The organism is Rhodococcus sp. IC4_135 (assembly GCF_011602025.1).
In the GTDB taxonomy this organism is placed as follows: domain Bacteria; phylum Actinomycetota; class Actinomycetes; order Mycobacteriales; family Mycobacteriaceae; genus Rhodococcus_F; species Rhodococcus_F baikonurensis.
In genome coordinates, this window is the sequence record NZ_JAAOLG010000003.1 from 1 (window position 1) to 18,762 (window position 18,762).

Genomic DNA, 18,762 nt, shown 5'->3' on the forward strand with positions numbered 1-18,762 from the left:
CCCAAGCGAGGCCAGAAAATGGCGTGGGCGATGGCTACCGGAGTTAGCTACGAATGGCTAGACACAGGAAAATCCCCGTCACCTGATGATGACGGGGGTGTCAGCGAACCTTCCTCAATCCCAAGATCGCTCTGATGTACGCGGCACTGATCCCCCAGTTCGTCGATCCCGCTGCGGGTCCGGTCTGGCAACAGGCACTCGTACTCGGCGGCGTGCAGATCCTGGTAGCAGTCACCGTCAACGCGTTGATCGTGTGCTGTGCGGCAGCCGTATCGGCTTTCCTGATGGCACGTCCGGTGTGGATGCGGGCTCAGAAGTGGCTAGCTGGTGGCATTCTCGGAATCTTCGCCACCCGCATGGCCCTGGAGTAGTTTCAGTCCTTCGGACGTTGGTCGATCAGACGACGCGCTTTACCGATCGAGCGTTCGAGTCCGCCGGGTTCGAGAACGTTCACCTCGACCGTGACACCGATCTTGTTCTTCACCAGCTTCTGCAATGCAGACGAGGCCGCCGCATGGTCCGAAAATGCCGCATCGGGGCGAGCCTCGACGCGCACCGTCAGGGTGTCCATTCGGCCCGGACGCTCCAGCACACACTGGAATTGAGGCGCCAGGGCGGGGACGGTCAGGATCAGTTCTTCGATCTGCGTGGGGAACAGATTGACCCCACGCAGGATGATCATGTCGTCGGTCCGGCCGGTCACCTTCTGCATCCGTCGCATCGTGCGCGCCGTACCGGGCAACAGACGGGTCAGGTCCCTGGTGCGATAGCGAATGATGGGCAGCGCCTCCTTGGTGAGCGAGGTGAAAACCAGCTCCCCTTCCTCACCGTCCGGGAGCACCTCGCCCGTGACCGGATCGATGATCTCCGGATAGAAGTGGTCTTCCCAGATATGGAGTCCGTCTTTGGTTTCCACACATTCCATTGCAACACCCGGGCCCATGATCTCGGAGAGTCCGTAGATGTCCACCGCATGCATGTCGAGTTGCTGTTCCAACTCGGTCCGCATCTGTTCGGTCCACGGTTCCGCTCCGAAAACTCCCACCCTCAGCGAGGTCTTCGAGGGATCGATCCCCCTCTTGATCATCGCATCCACGATGGTCAACATGTACGACGGAGTCACCATGATGGCATCGGGCTCGAAGTCCTCGATCAGCTGAATCTGCCGCTCGGTCATGCCACCGGACATGGGAATGACCGTGCAGCCCAAGCGTTCAGCACCGTAGTGTGCTCCCAACCCACCGGTGAACAGGCCGTACCCGTAAGCCACGTGAACTTTGTCCGACGACCGCACGCCGCCGGCCGAGAGACTGCGCGCGATGAGATCGGCCCAGTTGTTCAGGTCGTTGCTCGTGTACCCCACCACCGTCGGGCGCCCGGTCGTCCCCGAGGACGCGTGAATTCGCGAGACCTTGTCCTGGGGCACCGCGAACATCTTGAACGGATAGTTCTCGCGCAGATCCGCTTTGGTGGTGAAGGGGAACTTCGCGAGATCGCTCAGATCCTTCAAGTCGCTCGGGTGGATGCCGGCGTCGTCGAAAGCTTTGCGGTAGTGCGGAACATTGGTGTACGCGTGCATCAGGGACCATTGCATCCGCTCCAGTTGGAGCGTCGAAATGCGGTCCCGGCCGGCAAATTCGATTTCTTGCGAAGTAGCAGTGGCGAGTTCGGTCATGATTGTCTCCGGTGGGCTCAGTGAGGGCGCTGTGCGGGCGGTCAGGCGTCGAAATCGACTGTTATCTGGTCACCGACAGGAAAGGTCTGGCAGGTCAGCACGAAACCCGCGTCGACTTCGTAGTCTTCGAGTGCGTAGTTCCTGCGCATCTCCACATCACCGCAGGTGACCTTGGCGCGGCACGTTCCGCACACTCCGCCCTTGCAGGCGAAGGGCAGATCCGAGCGGTACTGTTCCGCCGCATCGAGAATCGACTGGTCGCGTGGCAACGTCGCTGTGGTCGATCGACTGTCGAGAGTAATAGTCACCTCGCTGCTCGGTCCGACAATTCCGCGCTCACGATGCACTGCGACCGGCGGAGCGACGTCGTCGACGTAGAACAGCTCGTGATGGATGCGATCCTTGGCAATTCCCAAGCCGGCCAGCACTTCCTGGGCGTCGTTGACCATCCCGAAGGGACCACAGAGCCAGAAGCCGTCGACTTGGTCGCACGGTACGAGAGAGGTGAAGATCTCACGCAACCGGCCGGCGTCGAGACGGCCCGAGAACAACTCGACCTCTCTCGGCTCGCGTGAGAGAACGTGAATGACGTCCAGGCGCGCACCGTACCGGTCCTTCAGGTCGGCGATTTCTTCGGCGAACATCACCGAACGAGTACGCCTGTTCCCGTACAGCAGGGTGACATCGGCCTCGGGGTTCGCCAAAAGTGTTGCAGCGATGGAAAGCATGGGGGTGATGCCAGAGCCCGCCGCGATCAGAACGTGCCGTCCACCCGATGCCGGATCGGCGACGAAATTGCCCGAAGGGCCTTGGACGTCGATTTGATCCCCGGCCTTGACGTCGCGCACCAACCAGGTGGAGAAGAGTCCGTCTGCTACTTCGCGAACACCCACCCGTGGAGACGCCCCTACCGGTGCACAGATCGAGTAGGAACGACGGTGTTCGACGCCGTCGATCATCCGCCGCAGTGTCAGTGACTGCCCGGCGCCGAAGTCGAATTGATCGGCGATATCGGCAGGCACGTCGAAGGTGACGGCAACTGCGTCGTCGCACAGTGACTCGACACCGGCGACCGTCAACGGGTGAAAGGGTTTGTTCCGGTTCGTCGTTGCGGTACTCATCTGTTCAGATCTCCTTCACGTGATCGAACGGCTCGAGGCAGTCGAGGCAGCGATACAGCGCTTTGCACAGGGTCGCACCGAATTCCGAACTCAGTCTGGTGTTTGCCGAACCGCACTGGGGGCAGAGGATGTCGCGGGGCTTGGCCGTCAAGGTCAATGCGATCGGCCCCGAGGCGCGGCGCGGCGCTGCCCCCGGCACCGAGTACCCAGCCGTCCGAAGTTTCGCGAGCCCTTCTTCGCTGATCCAATCCGAACTCCAAGGCGGCGACAGTTGAGTCTTGATCTGGACGCTGCCGTACCCCGCATCGTTCAGCTTGTGCTCGATGTCGTCTCGCATCGTCGCCATCGCTGGACACCCGGAATAGGTGGGAGTGATTGTCACACATACGAAGTTCGCTTCGACGTCGACCGATCGGATGACGCCGAGGTCGGCCAGTGTAAGCAACGGCATCTCCGGATCCATCACCGAGGCGACGATCTCCTGCGCGGAAGAGACGGTGGTGGCAGCCACGGTCACCACACCCCTTCAGGGTGCTCCCGAGCGACGCTCTGCATTTCGGCGAGAAGCAGTCCCAGTGCCCCGGTATGCAATCCAGCACGTCCACCGCGGCCGCCGACGAAACCGGAGAAACGTGCAGGGGGCTCTTCCATTTCGGCCGCATGGAGGACCTGGGCAAGAACAGCGTCGAACTCCGGCCGAACAGTACGCGGATCCACTCCGACGCCAACTTCTGCCAAAACGAGTTCGTCCTGGGTGGGAACAAAGAGTTCGTCCACGAACGGGAAGATCTCGAGCAGGGCTGCGGCTGTACGGCGCTTTGATTCTGCCGTGCCGGCCCCCAAGGTGACGACCCATCTCGCCGCGTAGTCGCGGTGATAGGTCAGTTCCTTGACACCTTTGTTCGCCACAGCAGCGAGAACCGGATCCCGCGATGTGCGGAGCCGATCGAACAGCGCCAGCCGCCAGGTCGAGAACACGAGTAGCCGAACGACCGTGTGTGCGAAGTCGCCGTTGGCGAGCTCCACCAGTCTCACGTTGCGGAAACCGAACTGATCACGAAAGAAGGCGAGCGCATCTTCGGCCGGCACCGGTGACGTATCCGAGATGAACGGAACCACGGTGGAATCGGCTGCTGCCGCGCGCGCAAGCAGCAGCCTGGCCTGCCCGATCAGATCCAGGCCGACGTTCGCGAGAGCTACCTCTTCTTCGAGTTCCGGTGCTCGCGTGGACCATTCGGCGAGTCGCTGCGAACTGACGAGCGCGTCGTCACCGAGCATGAGGCAGTAGCGCGCCAGGGCTCCGAGATCGACGTCGCCTGGCACCGTGGTGTCGACTCCGGCGAGGGGGTCGTCGAAGCTGGTTCCGAACGCCCACTGACCGTGGCCGTCACCGTCGACCAGGCCGTCGTAGGCACTGTCGTGATCGTTCATCTGTTGGTCCTCGAAGTCGAAGTGATTCTCACATGTGGGGAACGGAGTCCGGGATGTCGTAGAAGGTCGGGTGCCGGTAGACCTTGTCGCCGCTCGGCGCGAAGAACGGATCCTTTTCTGCCGGACTCGAAGCCACGATGTTCGCGGACGGTACGACCCAGATGCTCACGCCTTCGTTACGTCTGGTGTAGACGTCACGCGCGTGGCGTAGGGCCATCTGGTCGTCTGCCGCGCGCAGTGATCCGACATGGACATGGTTCAGTCCGCGCTTTCCCCTCAGAAATACCTCGTACAAAGGCCATTCGCCCCGTACCTGATCGCCATGTACCTGATCGTTCTCGCTCATGCTGTTTCCCCAGTCGTGCGATCGTGCGCGAGTCTCTCGCGCTGTGCAAAGGCGTAGGCGGCGTCACGGACCCAGGCCCCGTTGTCGTGTGCGGCTTTCCGATTGGTGATCCGCTCGACGCTCGCCGCCCCGTTACCGCGGACCACATCCATGAATTCGCTCCAGTCCGGCTCGCCGAAATCGTGAGCGCCACGCTCAGGGTTCCAGCGCAGGTCGGGATCAGGGAAGGTCACACCCAGTACCTCGGCCTGCGGTATCGACATGTCCACAAATCGCTGCCGCAGTTCGTCGTTCGTGTGCCGCTTGATGCGCCACTTCATCGACTGTTCGGTGTTCGGCGACTCGTCGTCCGGCGGTCCGAACATCATCAGAGCAGGCCACCACCATCGGTTGACGGCTTCCTGCACCATCGCACGTTGGGCTTCCGTGCCGCGCATCATCGTCGCCAGCAACTCGAAACCCTGCCGCTGATGGAAGGACTCCTCCTTGCATACACGGATCATCGCGCGTGCATACGGCCCGAAGGAGCTGCGGCACAGCGGAACCTGATTGCAGATAGCGGCTCCGTCGACCAGCCAACCGATCACTCCCACGTCGGCGTAGGTCAGCGTCGGGTAGTTGAAGATCGAGGAGTACTTCTGCTTTCCCTCGATCAGTTTGGTGGTCAGATCGCCGCGGTCGGCACCGAGGGTCTCGGCCGCGGAGTAGAGATACAAACCGTGCCCCGCCTCGTCCTGGACCTTCGCCATGAGAATCGCCTTGCGTCGCAACGAAGGTGCACGGGTGAGCCAGTTTCCCTCTGGCTGCATTCCGATGATCTCGGAGTGCGCATGCTGGGCAACCTGACGAATCAGCGTCTTGCGGTAGCCGTCCGGCATCCAGTCGCGAGGCTCGATGCGCTGGTCCGCCGCGATCGTCTCGTCGAACAGGTTCTGCAGGTCTTGTGGAGCTTCCACGTTGGTCATCGTACCTACCTTTTATTACCGAATGATCGGTTGGTAACTAGTATGCACCGCGGTGTCCCGGCGCACAAGAGAATCTTTCGACGGAACAGAAATCAGCGGCCCTCGAAGACCGGCTTCTGCTTCGACAGGAAAGCCATGACTGCGCCTCGATGATCTGCCGTGGAACCCAGCTCCACCTGCGCGTTCGCCTCGGCATCCAGTGCCTGGGAAAGCCCAGGAGCAACTGCACGGATCAGCGATTTCACGTGGGCGAAGGCCGCGGTGGGTCCGTCGGCAAGTCGGCGGGCGAGTACCCGAGCCTCAGCTGCGACATCCTCGTCGGCCACCACTCGATGAACCAATCCCCACTCCAGTGCGCTCTGCGCGTCGAACCTGTCGCCGAGCAACATCAGGCCACTGGCACGGCTAGGTCCGAGCGCGTGCACGAGCGCATGACTGAGCCCCGAGTCACTGGCCAGACCGATGCCGGTGAATGCCGTCGCAAAGCTCGCGCGAGCACCCACGACACGGATGTCTCCGGCCAACGCGATTCCCAACCCCGCCCCGACACAGGCGCCGCCGATACCCACCACCACCGGGACCGACAGCGTCGACAGCGCCGTCACAATGGGGTTGTAGTGCGCGGCGACGGTGTCCATCGCGTGCGCCGGATCGGCATCCAACGCTGCCGCGTGCTCGCCCAGATCCTGACCGACGCAGAAGTTCTTGCCTTCGGCGAGAATCAACACCGCTCGAACGTCTGCGTCCGCGTGGACCTGCAGCAACGCCTCGAGCAGCTGAGACTTCATTTCGCCGTTGACGGCATTGGCGGCCTTGGGCCGGTCGAGAGTGATTGTCGCCAAACCGCGCTCGATCTCCAAGCGGATCACGTCAGTCATCGATGTTCCTTTCGCGGGCAGTTCGGTTCAGCTCCATGTGTGAAAACCCTGTCCTGTCTTGCGCCCCAACTCTCCGCGGGCGACCTTCTCTCGCAGCAGTGCAGGAGGAGTAAATCGATCACCGAGAGTGCTCGCGAGGTGTTCGGCGATAGCCAGGCGCACATCCAACCCGACCAGATCCGTCGAACGCAGCGGCCCCATCGGATGCCGGTACCCCAATTCCATGGCCCGGTCGATCGATTCCGCATCCGCCACACCTTCTTCGAGCATTCGGATGGCTTCGAGCCCGAGACCGACGCCAAGCCGGCTGGTCGCAAAACCGGGTGAGTCGTTGACGAGAACCTCGGCTTTGCCGAGCATCGACACCCATGCTCGTACCGAGTCGACAACCTCGGGGCGGGTCTGAGGCGCCCGGACGATCTCGACCAACAGCGACGCCGGGACTGGATTGAAGAAGTGCATACCGATGAACCGGCTCGGATCCGTCAGCGCTGCACCGAGTTCGGCGATCGACATGGAACTGGTATTGCTGGCGATCACGGTGCGTTCTCCGGCAACGGTTTCGGCAGCCGCGAGAACCTCGACCTTGAGGGCCGCGATTTCCGGGACCGCCTCGACGATCAGGCCGAGCGACGGGGGTAGGGAGCTCACTGCGCCTACGACGCTCACGCGCGCGAGGACCGTCGCGGGGTCCTGGTCGCCGAGTTTCCCTCGTTCGTGGGCGCGGTCGAGGCCGGTGGAAACACGCTGTAACGCGGCCTCGGCGTCGCCGCTCTCCGCGATGGTGACCGCCCCGCCCAGAGCGGCGAACACCTGGGCGATACCTGCACCCATGCGTCCACCGCCGATAACTCCGACGGCCTTCGGTGCAACTGATTCAGTCATGATTTCTTCTCCAGGAAAGCCGTCATGCGATCGTGCTTGTCCGAACTCTCGAACAGGACGGCTTGGGCGATGTCGTCGGCAAACGGATGCGATCCCGGCGCGTCGACGATGATCTTGGTCAATCGCAGTGCCAGCGGGGACAGTCGGGAAATACGGTCGAGCAGCCGATGCGCTGCGTCGACGTGGCAGTTCGGTTCGGTCACCTCGACAACCAGACCTGCTCGTAGCGCCTGCTCGGCGTCGAGGTTCCTGGCACCGAGGAGCACTTGCTTCGCGATCGAGACGCCGACGAGCTTCGGCAGCCGATAGCTCGCACCCGCGGCTGCCATTATCCCGAGATTGGGCTCGGGATTACCGAAGACCGCCGTCGTGGTCGCGATGCGAATGTCGCAGGCGTACGTCAACTCCGCCCCGCCACCGAGCGCGTAGCCGCTCACTGCGGCGACGGTGGGCAGCGGGAGCTTTCCGATGCGGTCGAACAGCGTGCGGTTGATACCCGCGAACGCTTCGTCTCGTCCGCGCTCTCGGAGCTCCGCGATGTCAGCGCCGCCCGCGAAGTGGTCTCCTCGCCCGGCAAGCAGGAGCAGCTTCGGATCCCGTTCGAGGCGTCCACAAACCTGATGCAGTTCGTCGATCATTTGCGCGTTGATCGCGTTGCGTTGCGCGGGCCTGTCGAGGGTGACCACGACGCGATCCTCGCGCTCGTCCACGTGCAGGGTGTTCACATTCACTCCTTCTCACTCTCCTCCATTAGTAACCGAACATTCGGTCGTTTGGCAAGGGTGGAGACGAGGATGGTGCACAGCTTTGCCCGAACTGAGAAGATGGGGACATGACTACGGCACGCCCCACTCGACGCACCGGCCTCCCCGGACGTCCCGGCTACGACCTCGATTCACTCCTCGCCGTAGCCGTCAAGGTGTTCAACGACAAGGGCTACGACGGCGCCAGCATGGAGGTGCTTGCCAAGAAACTCGGCATCACGAAGTCCTCGATCTACCACCACGTGTCCGGAAAGTCAGAACTTCTCGAACTCGCACTTTCGCGTGCACTCAACGCCCTGTTCGCGGTCACGACCGAAGAAGGCGCCACCACCGGTCCGTACATCGACCGGCTCGAATACCTGGTCCGGCGCAGTGTAGAGGTGCTGGTCGCAGAGCTTCCGTACGTCACCCTGCTCCTGCGCGTCCGTGGCAACACGACGGTCGAGCGTGCTGCACTCGCCCGTCGACGCGAATTCGACAACTTCGTCGGAGGCCTCGTCTCGTCCGCCGCAGCGGAGGGAGACTTGCGCCCGGACATCGAACCAGCCCTCGCCAGCAAGCTGATGTTCGGCACCGTCAACTCACTGATCGAGTGGTACAAACCCCGAGCGGGTGAGTCCGTCTCCGACATTGCCGACGCGGTCGTCGCCGTCACTTTCGACGGACTTCGCAGGGCCTGATTCCAGGCAGTTCTGCCGAATCCTTGACAACGCGGCGTCACCGAGCGATCGTAATTACCGACCGAACGTACGGTGAGATGGAGTTGTCGTGAGCAGACTGTTGGAAAGCTATGTAGCCGGTCAGTGGTACGCCGCACCGGACGCAGGTACCCCGTTGCCCAGCGCAGTGGACGGATCGGAGGTGGCCCGGATCTCCGCAACCGGCGTCGACCTCGCCGAGATGGTTACGTACGCACGCGAGGTCGGCGGGCCTGCACTGTCTGCGATGACCTTCCACGAACGTGCCGGCGCGCTCAAGGCCCTCGCCCTCACGTTGATGGCAGGAAAAGCCGAGTTCTACACACTCTCCACTGCCACCGGGGCGACGACGCGAGATTCCGGGGTGGACATAGACGGCGGATTCGGAACCCTGCTGAGTTACGCGAGCAAGGCTCGGCGCGAATTACCCGACAGCACAGTCTTTCTGGACGGAAACGTCGAGCCTCTCGGCAAGGGCGGAACTTTCCTCGGGCAACACATCTATTCATCACGTCGTGGCGTCGCCGTGCAGATCAACGCGTTCAACTTCCCGGTTTGGGGATTTTTGGAGAAACTGGCACCGGCCTTCATCGCGGGTGTCCCGTCCATCGTCAAACCTGCCAGTTCCACGGCGTATCTCACCGAACTCGTCTTCCGGCGCATCATCGAATCAGGCTTGCTCCCGGAGGGTTCCGTCCAGCTGCTTTCCGGTAGTGCACGTAAACTCCTCGATCACCTCGACGGACAGGATTCGGTGGCCTTCACCGGATCCGCCGACACCGCCGCAACGCTGCGTGCCCACCCGAACGTCGTCGGCAAGGGCGTCCATTTCAATGCCGAGGCCGATTCACTCAACGCGTCGATCCTCGGCGAGGACGCCGTACCAGGAACGCCCGAATTCGACTTGTACGTCAAACAACTCGTCACCGAAATGACGGTCAAGGCGGGACAGAAATGCACCGCTATCCGGCGCGCCCTGGTCCCGGACTCGCTGGTCGACGCCGTTGTCGACGCCGCAACCGAGCGACTGAACAAAGTGGTCGTGGGACACCCCGATGCCGACGGCGTCACGATGGGAGCGCTCGCCAGCCTCGAACAGCGTGACGAAGTCTTGAAATCCATTCGCGGCCTGACGAAGTCGGCAAAAATCGTGTTCGGAGATCCGGACAACGTCGACGTGGTCGGCGCCGACGCTCGGTCCGGTGCCTTTCTTTCACCGATTCTCCTCCGGGCCGAGGACAACGCGCTCGAGGTACACGAGGTGGAAGCATTCGGGCCCGTCAGTACCGTCATCGGTTACGACGGCATCGATCATGCGATCGAACTTGCGGCCCGTGGCGAGGGAAGCCTCGTCGCCTCGGTGGTCACTGCCGACACCGATACAGCACGTCGATTGGTACTGGGCCTCGCAGCTTTTCACGGTCGAGTGCTCGTCCTCAACCGCGACGACGCCAAGGAATCAACCGGCCACGGCTCTCCCCTTCCAGTTCTCGTCCACGGCGGTCCCGGTCGCGCCGGCGGCGGTGAGGAGTTGGGTGGCATCCGCGGAGTTCTGCATCACATGCAGCGCACCGCCGTACAGGGCACACCCGACGTGCTCACCGCGGTCGGCGAGCGCTGGTTCACCGGGTCACAGCGCACTACCGGATCCGAGCACCCATTCCGAAAGAGTCTCGCAGAGTTGAAGATCGGCGACACTGTTGTCGGCGGTCCGCGCCAGGTCACACTCGCAGACATCGATCATTTTGCAGAGTTCACCGGTGACACCTTCTACGCACACACCGATCCGGTGGCGGCAGCGGCGAATCCACTGTTCGGCGGCATCGTCGCACACGGCTATCTGGTTGTCTCACTCGCTGCGGGCCTGTTCGTCGACCCGGCCCCCGGCCCGGTTCTCGCGAACTTCGGCGTGGACAGCCTCAGGTTCCTGACTCCGGTGAAAGCCGAAGACAGCCTGACGGTCACCCTCACAGCCAAGACCATCACACCTCGCAGCAGCGCCGACTACGGTGAGGTTCGTTGGGATGCCGTGGTGACGAACCAGGACAACGATCCGGTCGCGACATACGACGTACTGACTCTGGTAGCCAAGACTCGCCCCGAAGGGAATTGAAAGCACATGACCTATCGAGTAGCAGTGTGTTACGGACGCCCCACCGACCCGGAGGCTTTCGACAAGTACTACAACGAGATCCACGTCCCGCTCGCCAGCGCGGTGCCAGGGTTGTCGGACTTCACGTTCAGCAAGTGCTCCACGCTGGACGGCTCCGATCCAGTCTTCTACGCCGTCGCCAACCTGGTGTTTCCCGATCTCGAGACGATGCAGCGCGGCCTGAAGTCCCCGGAGATGGGCGCCGCTGGAAAAGATGTCGCGAACTTTGCCACCGGCACGGTCGACATGTATGTCCAGGAAGTTGTCTCGGTCCTCTAGACCCTGCAATCTCCGATAACACAGGAGTTGTCTCGTGAGTACAGGAAGCATCACCGCCAGAGAGATGTTCGACGCGGACCAGGCGTCGCAGGCACTCGGTATCGAGATTTCCGAGCTGGCGCCCGGTAGCGCAACCGTGACCGTCACTGTCGGCGAGACCATGGTGAACGGTCACGGAATCACACATGGCGGCTATGTTTTCCTGCTCGCGGACACCGCGTTTGCGCTCGCCTGCAACGGCTACGAGGATTCAGCCGTTGCAGCGCGCGCGGACATCCGATTTCTACGTCCGACCCGTCTGGGCGACACCTTGACCGCGATCGCCACCGAGAAGGCGCGAGGGGGCCGAAGCGGGATCTACGACGTGACCGTTCGCAGTGGCGGTGTCGTCGTCGCCGAGTTCCGCGGCGACAGCCGAACCATCACCCGCTGAAGTTCAGCCCACGGTGTTTCAGCTCACGACGGGAAGTTCGAGGGGGCCGGAACCGTCGGCAAAGATCGTCACCGGCATACCTTGCAGTCCCCCACGGAAACTGATGTCACCACCGGTGATCGCGAGACGCACGGAATGTCCTGGCTCGAATCGATGCACTATCGCCGGCATCGTCACCGGGACCGGTTGGGACGGATCACTGATACGTATGGGCGCAATCAGCCCGTTGATCAGCGAGGAAGTTCCGTCCGGGGCCACGTCGTAGAGTTTCGCGAACACCACCGGCTGTCCGGGCGCCGCAACACGCAGCGTCACAGTGGGAGCTCCCACCACGTCCATCGCCTCGGTCATCGGCGCAGTGGTCCACAGAGCCTCGGTTCCCGGAATCTGTGCATTCGGAATATTCCCGGCCGGATTGATGTTGAGCGGCTCGACTCCCGTCGGCAGCCCACCCGGTGCGGTGACAATCGTCTTCGAGCCGGGCACAACCGGCGCGCCGTCCGGCAGCAGTCCCCCGTCAGCGGACAGCTGGAAGCCGCGGGCGGTTCCGACATCGACAGTATCGGACGTAGCGTAGGCCGGTGCCGCGTTTCCCTCGTAGTCGATCCAGTTACGGAAGTACGCGAATTCCGGTCCGGTCTCCGTGTTCTCGTCCTTGAGGTAGTGGTCGAACCAATCCATGAAACGACCGGTTTCGTACTGGGCATCCTCGTCGGGTGCGGAGAAGCTGAATTCGCCCGGCGCAGCGGCCAAATGGCTGTGCCCCCACGAATGCCAGATCATCTTGGCATCGACGCCACGATCCTTCAGCGCGTCGTAAGTCGCGGTTGCCTCGTTCAGATCGAACAGGGTGTCCTGTTGTCCCTGAGCAAGCAGTACTGGAATGTTGATCCGGTCGACGAACGACGAGACCGACGACGCTCGGAGCTCACTCACTACCTGCGGTCCGATGTCGCCGGTCACCACCGCCTCGGCGATCGCGTTGCACATGTAAGGGACGTAGTTCGGGCAGCCGGGTAGCCGTGCGGGATCTGCGATGTAGCCGTCCACACCGGGATTCGCGATGCCCGCGCCGAAGAGCAGCGATGCAAAGAGCACCTTCGCAGCTCCCGGCTCCGCTGTCGACACACCGGAGATGATTCCCGTGCTGTTGGGCGCCAGAGAATACGAGAGATCGTTCCAGGTGATCATGGGGATGATCGTGTCGATACGGGGATCGACACTCGCGGCGGCGAATTGAATCCCGCCGCCGTAGGAGCCACCCGTCATTCCGACCCGCGGGTCGTTCGTCGACGGTGCACCCGAGTGGTCGACGGAGTCCTGAACCACCGCGGTGAGCGCCGGATAGGGCTGCGTCAGAGCCTGATCCGTGTAGGCAATCCCCTCTTGGCCGCCGAGGAAGCTGACCAACTGAGAAGCGGCGACGCCGTCGTACGCGGGAGAGTCGAGTGTGATCTTGCAACTCGTGCCGCCGAAACCCAATCCCGAATACGTCAGTCCGACATACCCGTTCTCGGCGAAGTTCTGCAGAGCCGGAATCTGATCCTTGTACGAACCGCCGAACCCGTTCGTGGTCAGGATCGCGGGCGCGGGGTTGTGCGCATCGACGCCGTCGGGAACGAAGAGCTCACCGACCACGGTGCACGGTGTCGAAAGATCCGGCCCCACGTCGACCGAGAAATACAGCAGCTGTGAAGAATACGAGCCGTTCGGTGAATCCGCGAGCGCCGGCGGCGAAAAGCCGAGGGCACAAACCACGAGCGTGACGACACTGATCGCTGTTCTCCGGCGCACCTGGAAACCGTACACCCGGATCTGTTCTCTACCAGTTCAATCGGATGCGTGCCGCCGAAATTATTTGAGCGAAAGCCAGGCCAGGCCCGGTCGACGTCTACTTGACCGTCAAGGTGCCGCGCATGCTCGGGTGGTAGGTGCAGTGGAACGTGTACGTTCCCGGCTCGTTCGGCACCGTGATGGTTTCCGTCTCACCAGCTTCGATGTCCTCGTTGAACAGCCCTGCGGTATCGGACGTGACCGAGTGCTCGACGGTGTCGTTGTTCTGAATGGTCAGTACCTGTCCGGGCATCACCGACTCCGGCGTCGAATATTCGAAGCCGCTGATCACGATTCCCATCGACGACGCTCCCGGCGTCGACATACCCAGAGGCATGCTCGGCATCGACATACTGGTCGGCTTGCTCGGCATCGACATACTGGTCATTGCCATGCCGTCGTGATCTGCCGAATCGTTGTCCGACGAATCACTGTTGTCACTGCACGCGGTCAGTGCGAACACCGCCAGGATCAGCGCTGCGAGCACCGCGAGAATCCGCTTCATTGCTTCGCCTCCTGCTCGTTCCCCCGCAGTCTGCTGATTACCCGCCGCCTAAAGGCCCAAACAGCTCCGATGTGGTGCCTGCGGCGCTGATAGTGCACGATTTCTGCACCAGCTCCACTCGCGGACCGACACTGAAGGAAACAGCACAGATGGCCAAGATCAAAACGTCTGAGGCGGCCCAGCCGAAGGCTCCGAAGACAGCCCAGCCGAAGGTAACCGAGAAGGCTCCTGCCGTTCTCTGGAAGGACCTGCCGGACGAGCACGACTACCCGGCGGCCCGCGATTACCTGCAGTTGGGCGCGACACCGGTCCAGGTCCAAGCTCTCGTCTACGCGCTCAAGACGGCGACGCTGGTCTCGAAGAAAGCCAAGGACATTCTGCGTGCTGCCGGGTTACCCCTGCTCCCGGTCGACAACCCGCACGTTGCTGCCGATCTGAAGAAGATCCGCAAGGGGATCGCACTGTCACCGATCCTGCTGGTGCAGGGAGACTTCCGCGCCGGAGTACCGGCCCAGATCGCCGACGGCTACCACCGGGTCTGTGCGAGCTACCACGTGGACGAGAACACCGGCATCCCGGCAAAGATCGCTCCCTCGACAGTGACGTCGTAGGTCGTCGATGACCTTCGGCATACTTGCCCTCGTCGCACTGGCCGGAATCCTCGGTCCGCTGCTCGGCGCTCGTGTCAGCTGGCATGTCCCTGTGGTGGTCGGCGAGCTTGCCGCGGGCGTCGTCTTCGGTGTCACCGGTTTCGGGCTACTCGACTCGTCCGACCAGACTTTCAGGTTCCTGGCCGATATCGGGTTCGCGCTCACGATGATGGTGGCCGGCTCGCACGTCCCGGTCCGCGATCCGGCAGTTCGTGCGGCAATAGGTAAGGGTGCCTCTCGCTCGGTTGTGGTCGGACTCCTGTCGGTTGTTGCCGGCTACGGTGCGGCGACTGCATTCGGTACCGGTCACGCTGCGCTGTACGCGGTCCTGATCGCGTCGTCATCCGCGGCGTTGATTCTCCCTATCGTCGATTCGCTGGCGCTCGGTGGAACCTCGGTCCTGCAGATGACTGCCCAGGTCGCGATCGCGGACACCGTCTGCATTGTCGCGCTGCCGTTGGTGATCGATCCGGACAATGCCCCTCGTGCCGGTATCGGCGCACTGGCGGTGGCGGTGTCTGCAGTTGCCCTGTTCTTCGTGCTGCGGGCCTTCCACCGTTCCGGACATTGGCGAAAGCTCCACAAATTCTCCGAGAAACGAAAGTTCGCACTCGAACTCCGCATCAATCTGGTGATCCTGTTCTCGCTGGCGGCGCTGGCCTCGAGCACTCACGTGTCGATCATGCTCGCCGGCTTCGCCTTCGGACTGGTCCTGGCCGCGATCGGTGAACCCCGCCGCCTCGCCAAACAACTCTTCGCGATCACCGACGGCTTCTTCGCGCCCCTCTTCTTCGTCTGGCTGGGAGCGGCGATCAATCTGCGCGACCTCGTGACTCATCCGTCCGCCATCTGGCTCGGATTGGTCTTGGGCGGAGCAACTCTCGTGGTTCACGCCGCGATACGCGTCCTCGGTCTCCCGCTACCTCTCGGCGTGCTGTCCGCCGCACAACTGGGTGTACCGGTTGCCGCAGTGACGGTGGGCACTCAATTGGGGGTGATGGGCGACGGTGAGCCCGCAGCCATCCTCCTCGGCGCGATGATCACGATCGGGGCAGCAACGCTGGCCGGTGCTGCCGCGTCGAAAGCCGGTCTCACGAAGCCTGTTTGACCGCCGCCCGCTCCACCGTCAGCAAGCTCTCCTCCGAATGTTCGGCGTGATATGCCGCACCGCCGCCGCGGACACCGAATAGCCGCTTGCTCCAGATCAGCCACACGACGGCAGCGATGTTCACCAGCAGCAGCCCGGCCCTCAACCACGTGATCTTCTCGGTCAATTCGTAGATTTCGAGGGGCAGGAACAAGCTGGTCGCCACCACCGCGAAGTACTCGCCCCAGCGTTTGACCATCCACAGCCCGACGGCCTCGATTACTTGAAGGCCGGCGTAAACCAACAGACCGACCGCGATCCAGGTGAGCGTCGTCGCGGACAAGGAGAAGGCCTGCTCGATGTGATGGACCAGTTTCGAGTCGTCGATGTTCCACCCCAGCTGACGGGCCAGTGGTCTGATCAACGGCAATTCGTTCTCGAAGGCGTCCTCGACGCGCCCCTTCGACGATCTGAGTTTGAACACGCCGATCGCCAGAAGAACCAACCCCAGAGCGCGGAACATTCTCTCGGTGGCAAGAAGTCGCATGATCAATCGGTCGCGAAGCAGCCGTCCCCGCGGAACCTCGGGGGCGGCGTCCGCCGGCCCGGACGCTTGCGGCGCTCCCGGGACGAAGTTGCCGCAACGTAGGCACCGCCATGCCTGGCCAACCGCAGTGTCCACCTGTAGTCGATCCCGCAGCTCAGGTTCGTCCGGAGCGTAGGTCTCGTGACCATGCCAACTGCACGAGCGCAATGCGAAGTCCACGGGTGAACTCTATGCCGCAAATGCCCGGTAGCGTGGATACCCGCTGACCGTGCACTTCGAACGACGAGGATTCCGATGACAACTACCAAGATCGAAACCCGGCATGGCGTCATGGCAGTCGACGACAGTGCCACCGACGGTTTCCCGGTTGTCTTCATCCACGGAAACTCGGCCAGCCGCTCCATCTTCCGTCATCAGGTCGACGCCGACTGGGCCGGCGACTACCGCATGATCACTCTGGACCTACTCGGTCACGGCGACTCCGAGGACGCGAGAGATCCCGAAGCCGCGTACACGCAGAACGGTTACGCCGACGCCATCGTCGATGTTCTGGCCGAACTCGGCGTCGAGCGAGCGGTTGTCGTCGGGTGGTCTCTCGGTGGACACATCGCACTCGAGTTGATCGCGAAGTTCCCCGGGCTCACCGGAATCGTCGTCACCGGTACACCGCCGGCAAATCCCGAGACGCTCGGCGACGCATTCAATGCCGGCGACGGTTTGTCCATCGGCGGTACCGAGGTCATCACCGCGCAGGAAGCCGAACTCTACGCACGGATGACCGCCGTTCCCTTCGAGCAGTCTGCCCTCGACGCCGCGATACGCACGGACGGGCGCGCTCGCAAGATCATGTTCGACGCATTCGGCGCGGGCCGCGAATCCGATCAGAAGGCTTTGGTTGCAACGGAGTCGGTGCCGCTCGCGGTGATCGACGGCGCCGAGGACCCGTTCGTGAACACTTCGTATGTCGCGTCGTTGACCTTCGCGAACCTGTGGGAGGGCACGTATCATCTCATCCCCGGAGTCGGACATGCAGCGTTCTGGCAAGCCCCTGAGGTGTACAACCCACTGTTGCGACGATTCCTCGGCAATTTCGCGACATAACAGGAATTCTGAGATCCGGCTATCCGTCCCATCCAAATTTCGCCCACTCTGGTCGTGCTGGGCGTCATCCTCGTCACCTAGTGCATGAAAAGGTCTTGTACTCGAAAAGTCGGATAGCTCGTGACTATCTCAGCCAACAAGCAAAGCAGTGCCGACAACGCTCGAAACAAGCATCGAGTAAGCGCTCGACTCAATTAGAGAACCTCTTCCCCGAAAAAGATCGAACCGGTCGAACCAGGCCGAACACAGATTTTCTCTTTACCTAGATTCAAGGCAAAATGGACAGCATGCCGAGCCCTGTCATCGCCTCCGAAGGGCACAGTTCTTGGCAAACACTTCACGAATGGTTCAACGAACCGCACGACTACGAGTGGATAAAGCACCAGAGATCCGGACGAGCAATCATTCCGATCTTCCGAACCTTGCTCGGATTGATGACAGTCATCTTCGGGCTGTCCGCGTTCTACAAATTGATCGGGCCGGATACACCGCCGACGACACCCGGCAAAGCACTTTCGGTTTTCATGATCTGCATGTGTGTGGCAATCGCCGCATGTTGGTTCACACAACCGTTTCCCGGACGCCGGGGCCTGCTCGCATTCGGAATATTCGCAGATCTCGGGATCGCGGCCGCAGTCCTCCTGGTGCCGGATCGCTCGTCCGGGACGTTCGGTTGCATCGTTTTCGCGGTCACCGGAACCTTTGCGACGCTGTTTGTCAGCGCACGATGGCTTGTCGCTCATGTCGTCTGGTCGACGACTGTCACGACAGTTGTATTTGTTCTTGCCTACTTTCAAGGCGAAGTCGATATCACGACGCTTCTCGCCCGGGGCACAGTTCTTTTCGGAGCTGTCACCCTTGTTCCCATTTTTGCGCACCTGACTTGGCGCACTCTGTACCGTGATGCCCAATATTCGGATCGTGATCCTCTTACCGGGCTGTTCAACCGTCGCGGACTCGAAGGCGCGGTCGGCGATCTCTTCGAGAGCGCCCGAGACGATTCTTCGTCTCTCGCTTTCATCGTCGTCGATATCGACAAATTCAAGACGGTGAATGATCTTCACGGCCACGCCGAAGGCGATCATGTCATCAGAAGAACAGCGAACCGATTGAGCACACATCTCGGCGAACGCGGAGTCATCGCTCGCACGGGCGGAGAAGAATATCTGGCCGTCATTTCCGGCGATACCGTGTCGACGACCCTGTTGATCGAAGGGATTAACGCGGCGCTGTCGGATTGTTCCGATGCCATCCCAACAACGGTGAGCGTAGGAGCGGTGATGATGACCGCCGAATCGAAGGCGTGGAGCGGCGGTACTTCCGCGATCCTGGCAGCGACGAACGTCGCGGATTCGATGATGTATCAAGCGAAAGCGGCAGGCGGTAATACGATCCGCTCGGCTCAGATCTGA

At 62.0% G+C, this 18,762-nt stretch carries 20 protein-coding genes and 1 pseudogene; 9 read left to right on the forward strand and 12 right to left on the reverse strand.

The genetic code is table 11. The features are described 5' to 3' along the window. Positions 1–113: 113 nt before the first annotated feature. Positions 114–371 (forward strand): annotated as a pseudogene (locus G8767_RS08110) (LysE family translocator); the annotation flags it as partial. Positions 372–373: 2 nt separating this feature from the next. On the opposite strand, the gene paaK reads toward G8767_RS08110, so the two are convergent. From paaK to G8767_RS08155, 9 genes are all read right to left on the reverse strand, one after another. Beyond that, a complete protein-coding gene (gene paaK / locus G8767_RS08115; RefSeq protein WP_166809821.1) occupies positions 374–1,675 on the reverse strand; it encodes a phenylacetate--CoA ligase PaaK in 1,302 nt (433 codons plus the stop codon). A gap of 41 nt (positions 1,676–1,716) precedes the next feature. Then, positions 1,717–2,796, reverse strand: coding sequence for a 1,2-phenylacetyl-CoA epoxidase subunit PaaE (gene paaE, locus G8767_RS08120; protein WP_166809822.1), 1,080 nt, complete (start codon positions 2,794–2,796; stop codon positions 1,717–1,719). 4 nt (positions 2,797–2,800) lie between these two features. Beyond that, positions 2,801–3,259 carry a 1,2-phenylacetyl-CoA epoxidase subunit PaaD gene (paaD, locus tag G8767_RS08125; protein WP_124568160.1) on the reverse strand — a complete coding sequence of 153 codons (459 nt, stop codon included), beginning with the start codon at positions 3,257–3,259 and terminating at the stop codon, positions 2,801–2,803. A 50-nt stretch (positions 3,260–3,309) separates the two neighbouring features. After that, the gene (gene paaC, locus G8767_RS08130; protein WP_166809823.1) at positions 3,310–4,227 is read right to left on the reverse strand and encodes a 1,2-phenylacetyl-CoA epoxidase subunit PaaC; all 918 of its coding nucleotides are present in this window, start codon (positions 4,225–4,227) and stop codon (positions 3,310–3,312) included. A 28-nt stretch (positions 4,228–4,255) separates the two neighbouring features. After that, a complete protein-coding gene (gene paaB / locus G8767_RS08135) occupies positions 4,256–4,573 on the reverse strand; it encodes a 1,2-phenylacetyl-CoA epoxidase subunit PaaB (RefSeq protein ID WP_166809824.1) in 318 nt (105 codons plus the stop codon). Further along, positions 4,570–5,538 carry a 1,2-phenylacetyl-CoA epoxidase subunit PaaA gene (gene paaA, locus G8767_RS08140; RefSeq protein WP_095972822.1) on the reverse strand — a complete coding sequence of 323 codons (969 nt, stop codon included), beginning with the start codon at positions 5,536–5,538 and terminating at the stop codon, positions 4,570–4,572. Before paaA ends, paaB begins: the two co-directional genes overlap by 4 nt. Positions 5,539–5,630: 92 nt before the next feature. After that, complete coding sequence (locus tag G8767_RS08145) at positions 5,631–6,416, reverse strand: enoyl-CoA hydratase-related protein (RefSeq protein ID WP_124568076.1); 786 nt, start codon at positions 6,414–6,416, stop codon at positions 5,631–5,633. Positions 6,417–6,443: 27 nt separating this feature from the next. Further along, positions 6,444–7,301 (reverse strand): 3-hydroxyacyl-CoA dehydrogenase family protein, encoded by an 858-nt coding sequence (locus G8767_RS08150; protein WP_166809825.1) that lies wholly within the window; start codon positions 7,299–7,301, stop codon positions 6,444–6,446. Beyond that, positions 7,298–8,026, reverse strand: coding sequence for an enoyl-CoA hydratase/isomerase family protein (locus G8767_RS08155; RefSeq protein ID WP_124568074.1), 729 nt, complete (start codon positions 8,024–8,026; stop codon positions 7,298–7,300). Before G8767_RS08155 ends, G8767_RS08150 begins: the two co-directional genes overlap by 4 nt. Before the next feature lie 107 nt (positions 8,027–8,133). On the opposite strand from G8767_RS08155, the gene G8767_RS08160 reads away from it, so the two are divergent. From G8767_RS08160 to paaI, 4 genes are all read left to right on the forward strand, one after another. Then, the gene (locus G8767_RS08160) at positions 8,134–8,745 is read left to right on the forward strand and encodes a TetR/AcrR family transcriptional regulator (RefSeq protein ID WP_124568073.1); all 612 of its coding nucleotides are present in this window, start codon (positions 8,134–8,136) and stop codon (positions 8,743–8,745) included. An 88-nt stretch (positions 8,746–8,833) separates the two neighbouring features. Next, positions 8,834–10,876, forward strand: a complete 2,043-nt coding sequence (paaZ, locus tag G8767_RS08165) for a phenylacetic acid degradation bifunctional protein PaaZ (protein ID WP_166809826.1) — start codon at positions 8,834–8,836, stop codon at positions 10,874–10,876. Positions 10,877–10,882: 6 nt separating this feature from the next. Next, on the forward strand, positions 10,883–11,194 hold the full coding sequence (locus G8767_RS08170; protein ID WP_095972826.1) for an EthD family reductase: 312 nt from the start codon (positions 10,883–10,885) through the stop codon (positions 11,192–11,194). 64 nt (positions 11,195–11,258) lie between these two features. Further along, positions 11,259–11,627, forward strand: a complete 369-nt coding sequence (gene paaI / locus G8767_RS08175) for a hydroxyphenylacetyl-CoA thioesterase PaaI (protein ID WP_166810072.1) — start codon at positions 11,259–11,261, stop codon at positions 11,625–11,627. A gap of 18 nt (positions 11,628–11,645) precedes the next feature. On the opposite strand, the gene G8767_RS08180 is transcribed toward paaI, so the two are convergent. Then, entirely contained in the window at positions 11,646–13,421 is a 1,776-nt protein-coding gene (locus G8767_RS08180; RefSeq protein WP_346842964.1) for a CocE/NonD family hydrolase, read from the reverse strand. A gap of 97 nt (positions 13,422–13,518) precedes the next feature. After that, the gene (locus G8767_RS08185) at positions 13,519–13,965 is read right to left on the reverse strand and encodes a cupredoxin domain-containing protein (protein ID WP_124568070.1); all 447 of its coding nucleotides are present in this window, start codon (positions 13,963–13,965) and stop codon (positions 13,519–13,521) included. A gap of 149 nt (positions 13,966–14,114) precedes the next feature. On the opposite strand from G8767_RS08185, the gene G8767_RS08190 reads away from it, so the two are divergent. Both G8767_RS08190 and G8767_RS08195 read left to right on the forward strand, forming a co-directional pair. Next, positions 14,115–14,576, forward strand: coding sequence for a hypothetical protein (locus tag G8767_RS08190; RefSeq protein ID WP_240952043.1), 462 nt, complete (start codon positions 14,115–14,117; stop codon positions 14,574–14,576). Positions 14,577–14,583: 7 nt separating this feature from the next. After that, positions 14,584–15,723, forward strand: coding sequence for a cation:proton antiporter (locus tag G8767_RS08195; protein ID WP_166809828.1), 1,140 nt, complete (start codon positions 14,584–14,586; stop codon positions 15,721–15,723). Here the strand turns inward: G8767_RS08195 and G8767_RS08200 are convergent. Continuing rightward, positions 15,707–16,468: a DUF2127 domain-containing protein gene (locus G8767_RS08200; RefSeq protein ID WP_095972831.1), complete on the reverse strand. Its 762-nt coding sequence runs from the start codon at positions 16,466–16,468 to the stop codon at positions 15,707–15,709. The genes G8767_RS08195 and G8767_RS08200 overlap by 17 nt on opposite strands. 75 nt (positions 16,469–16,543) lie before the next feature. On the opposite strand from G8767_RS08200, the gene G8767_RS08205 reads away from it, so the two are divergent. Together G8767_RS08205 and G8767_RS08210 are read left to right on the forward strand one after the other, a co-directional pair. Beyond that, entirely contained in the window at positions 16,544–17,350 is an 807-nt protein-coding gene (locus G8767_RS08205; protein WP_166809829.1) for an alpha/beta hydrolase, read from the forward strand. A 287-nt stretch (positions 17,351–17,637) separates the two neighbouring features. Then, positions 17,638–18,762: a GGDEF domain-containing protein gene (locus G8767_RS08210; RefSeq protein ID WP_240952047.1), complete on the forward strand. Its 1,125-nt coding sequence runs from the start codon at positions 17,638–17,640 to the stop codon at positions 18,760–18,762.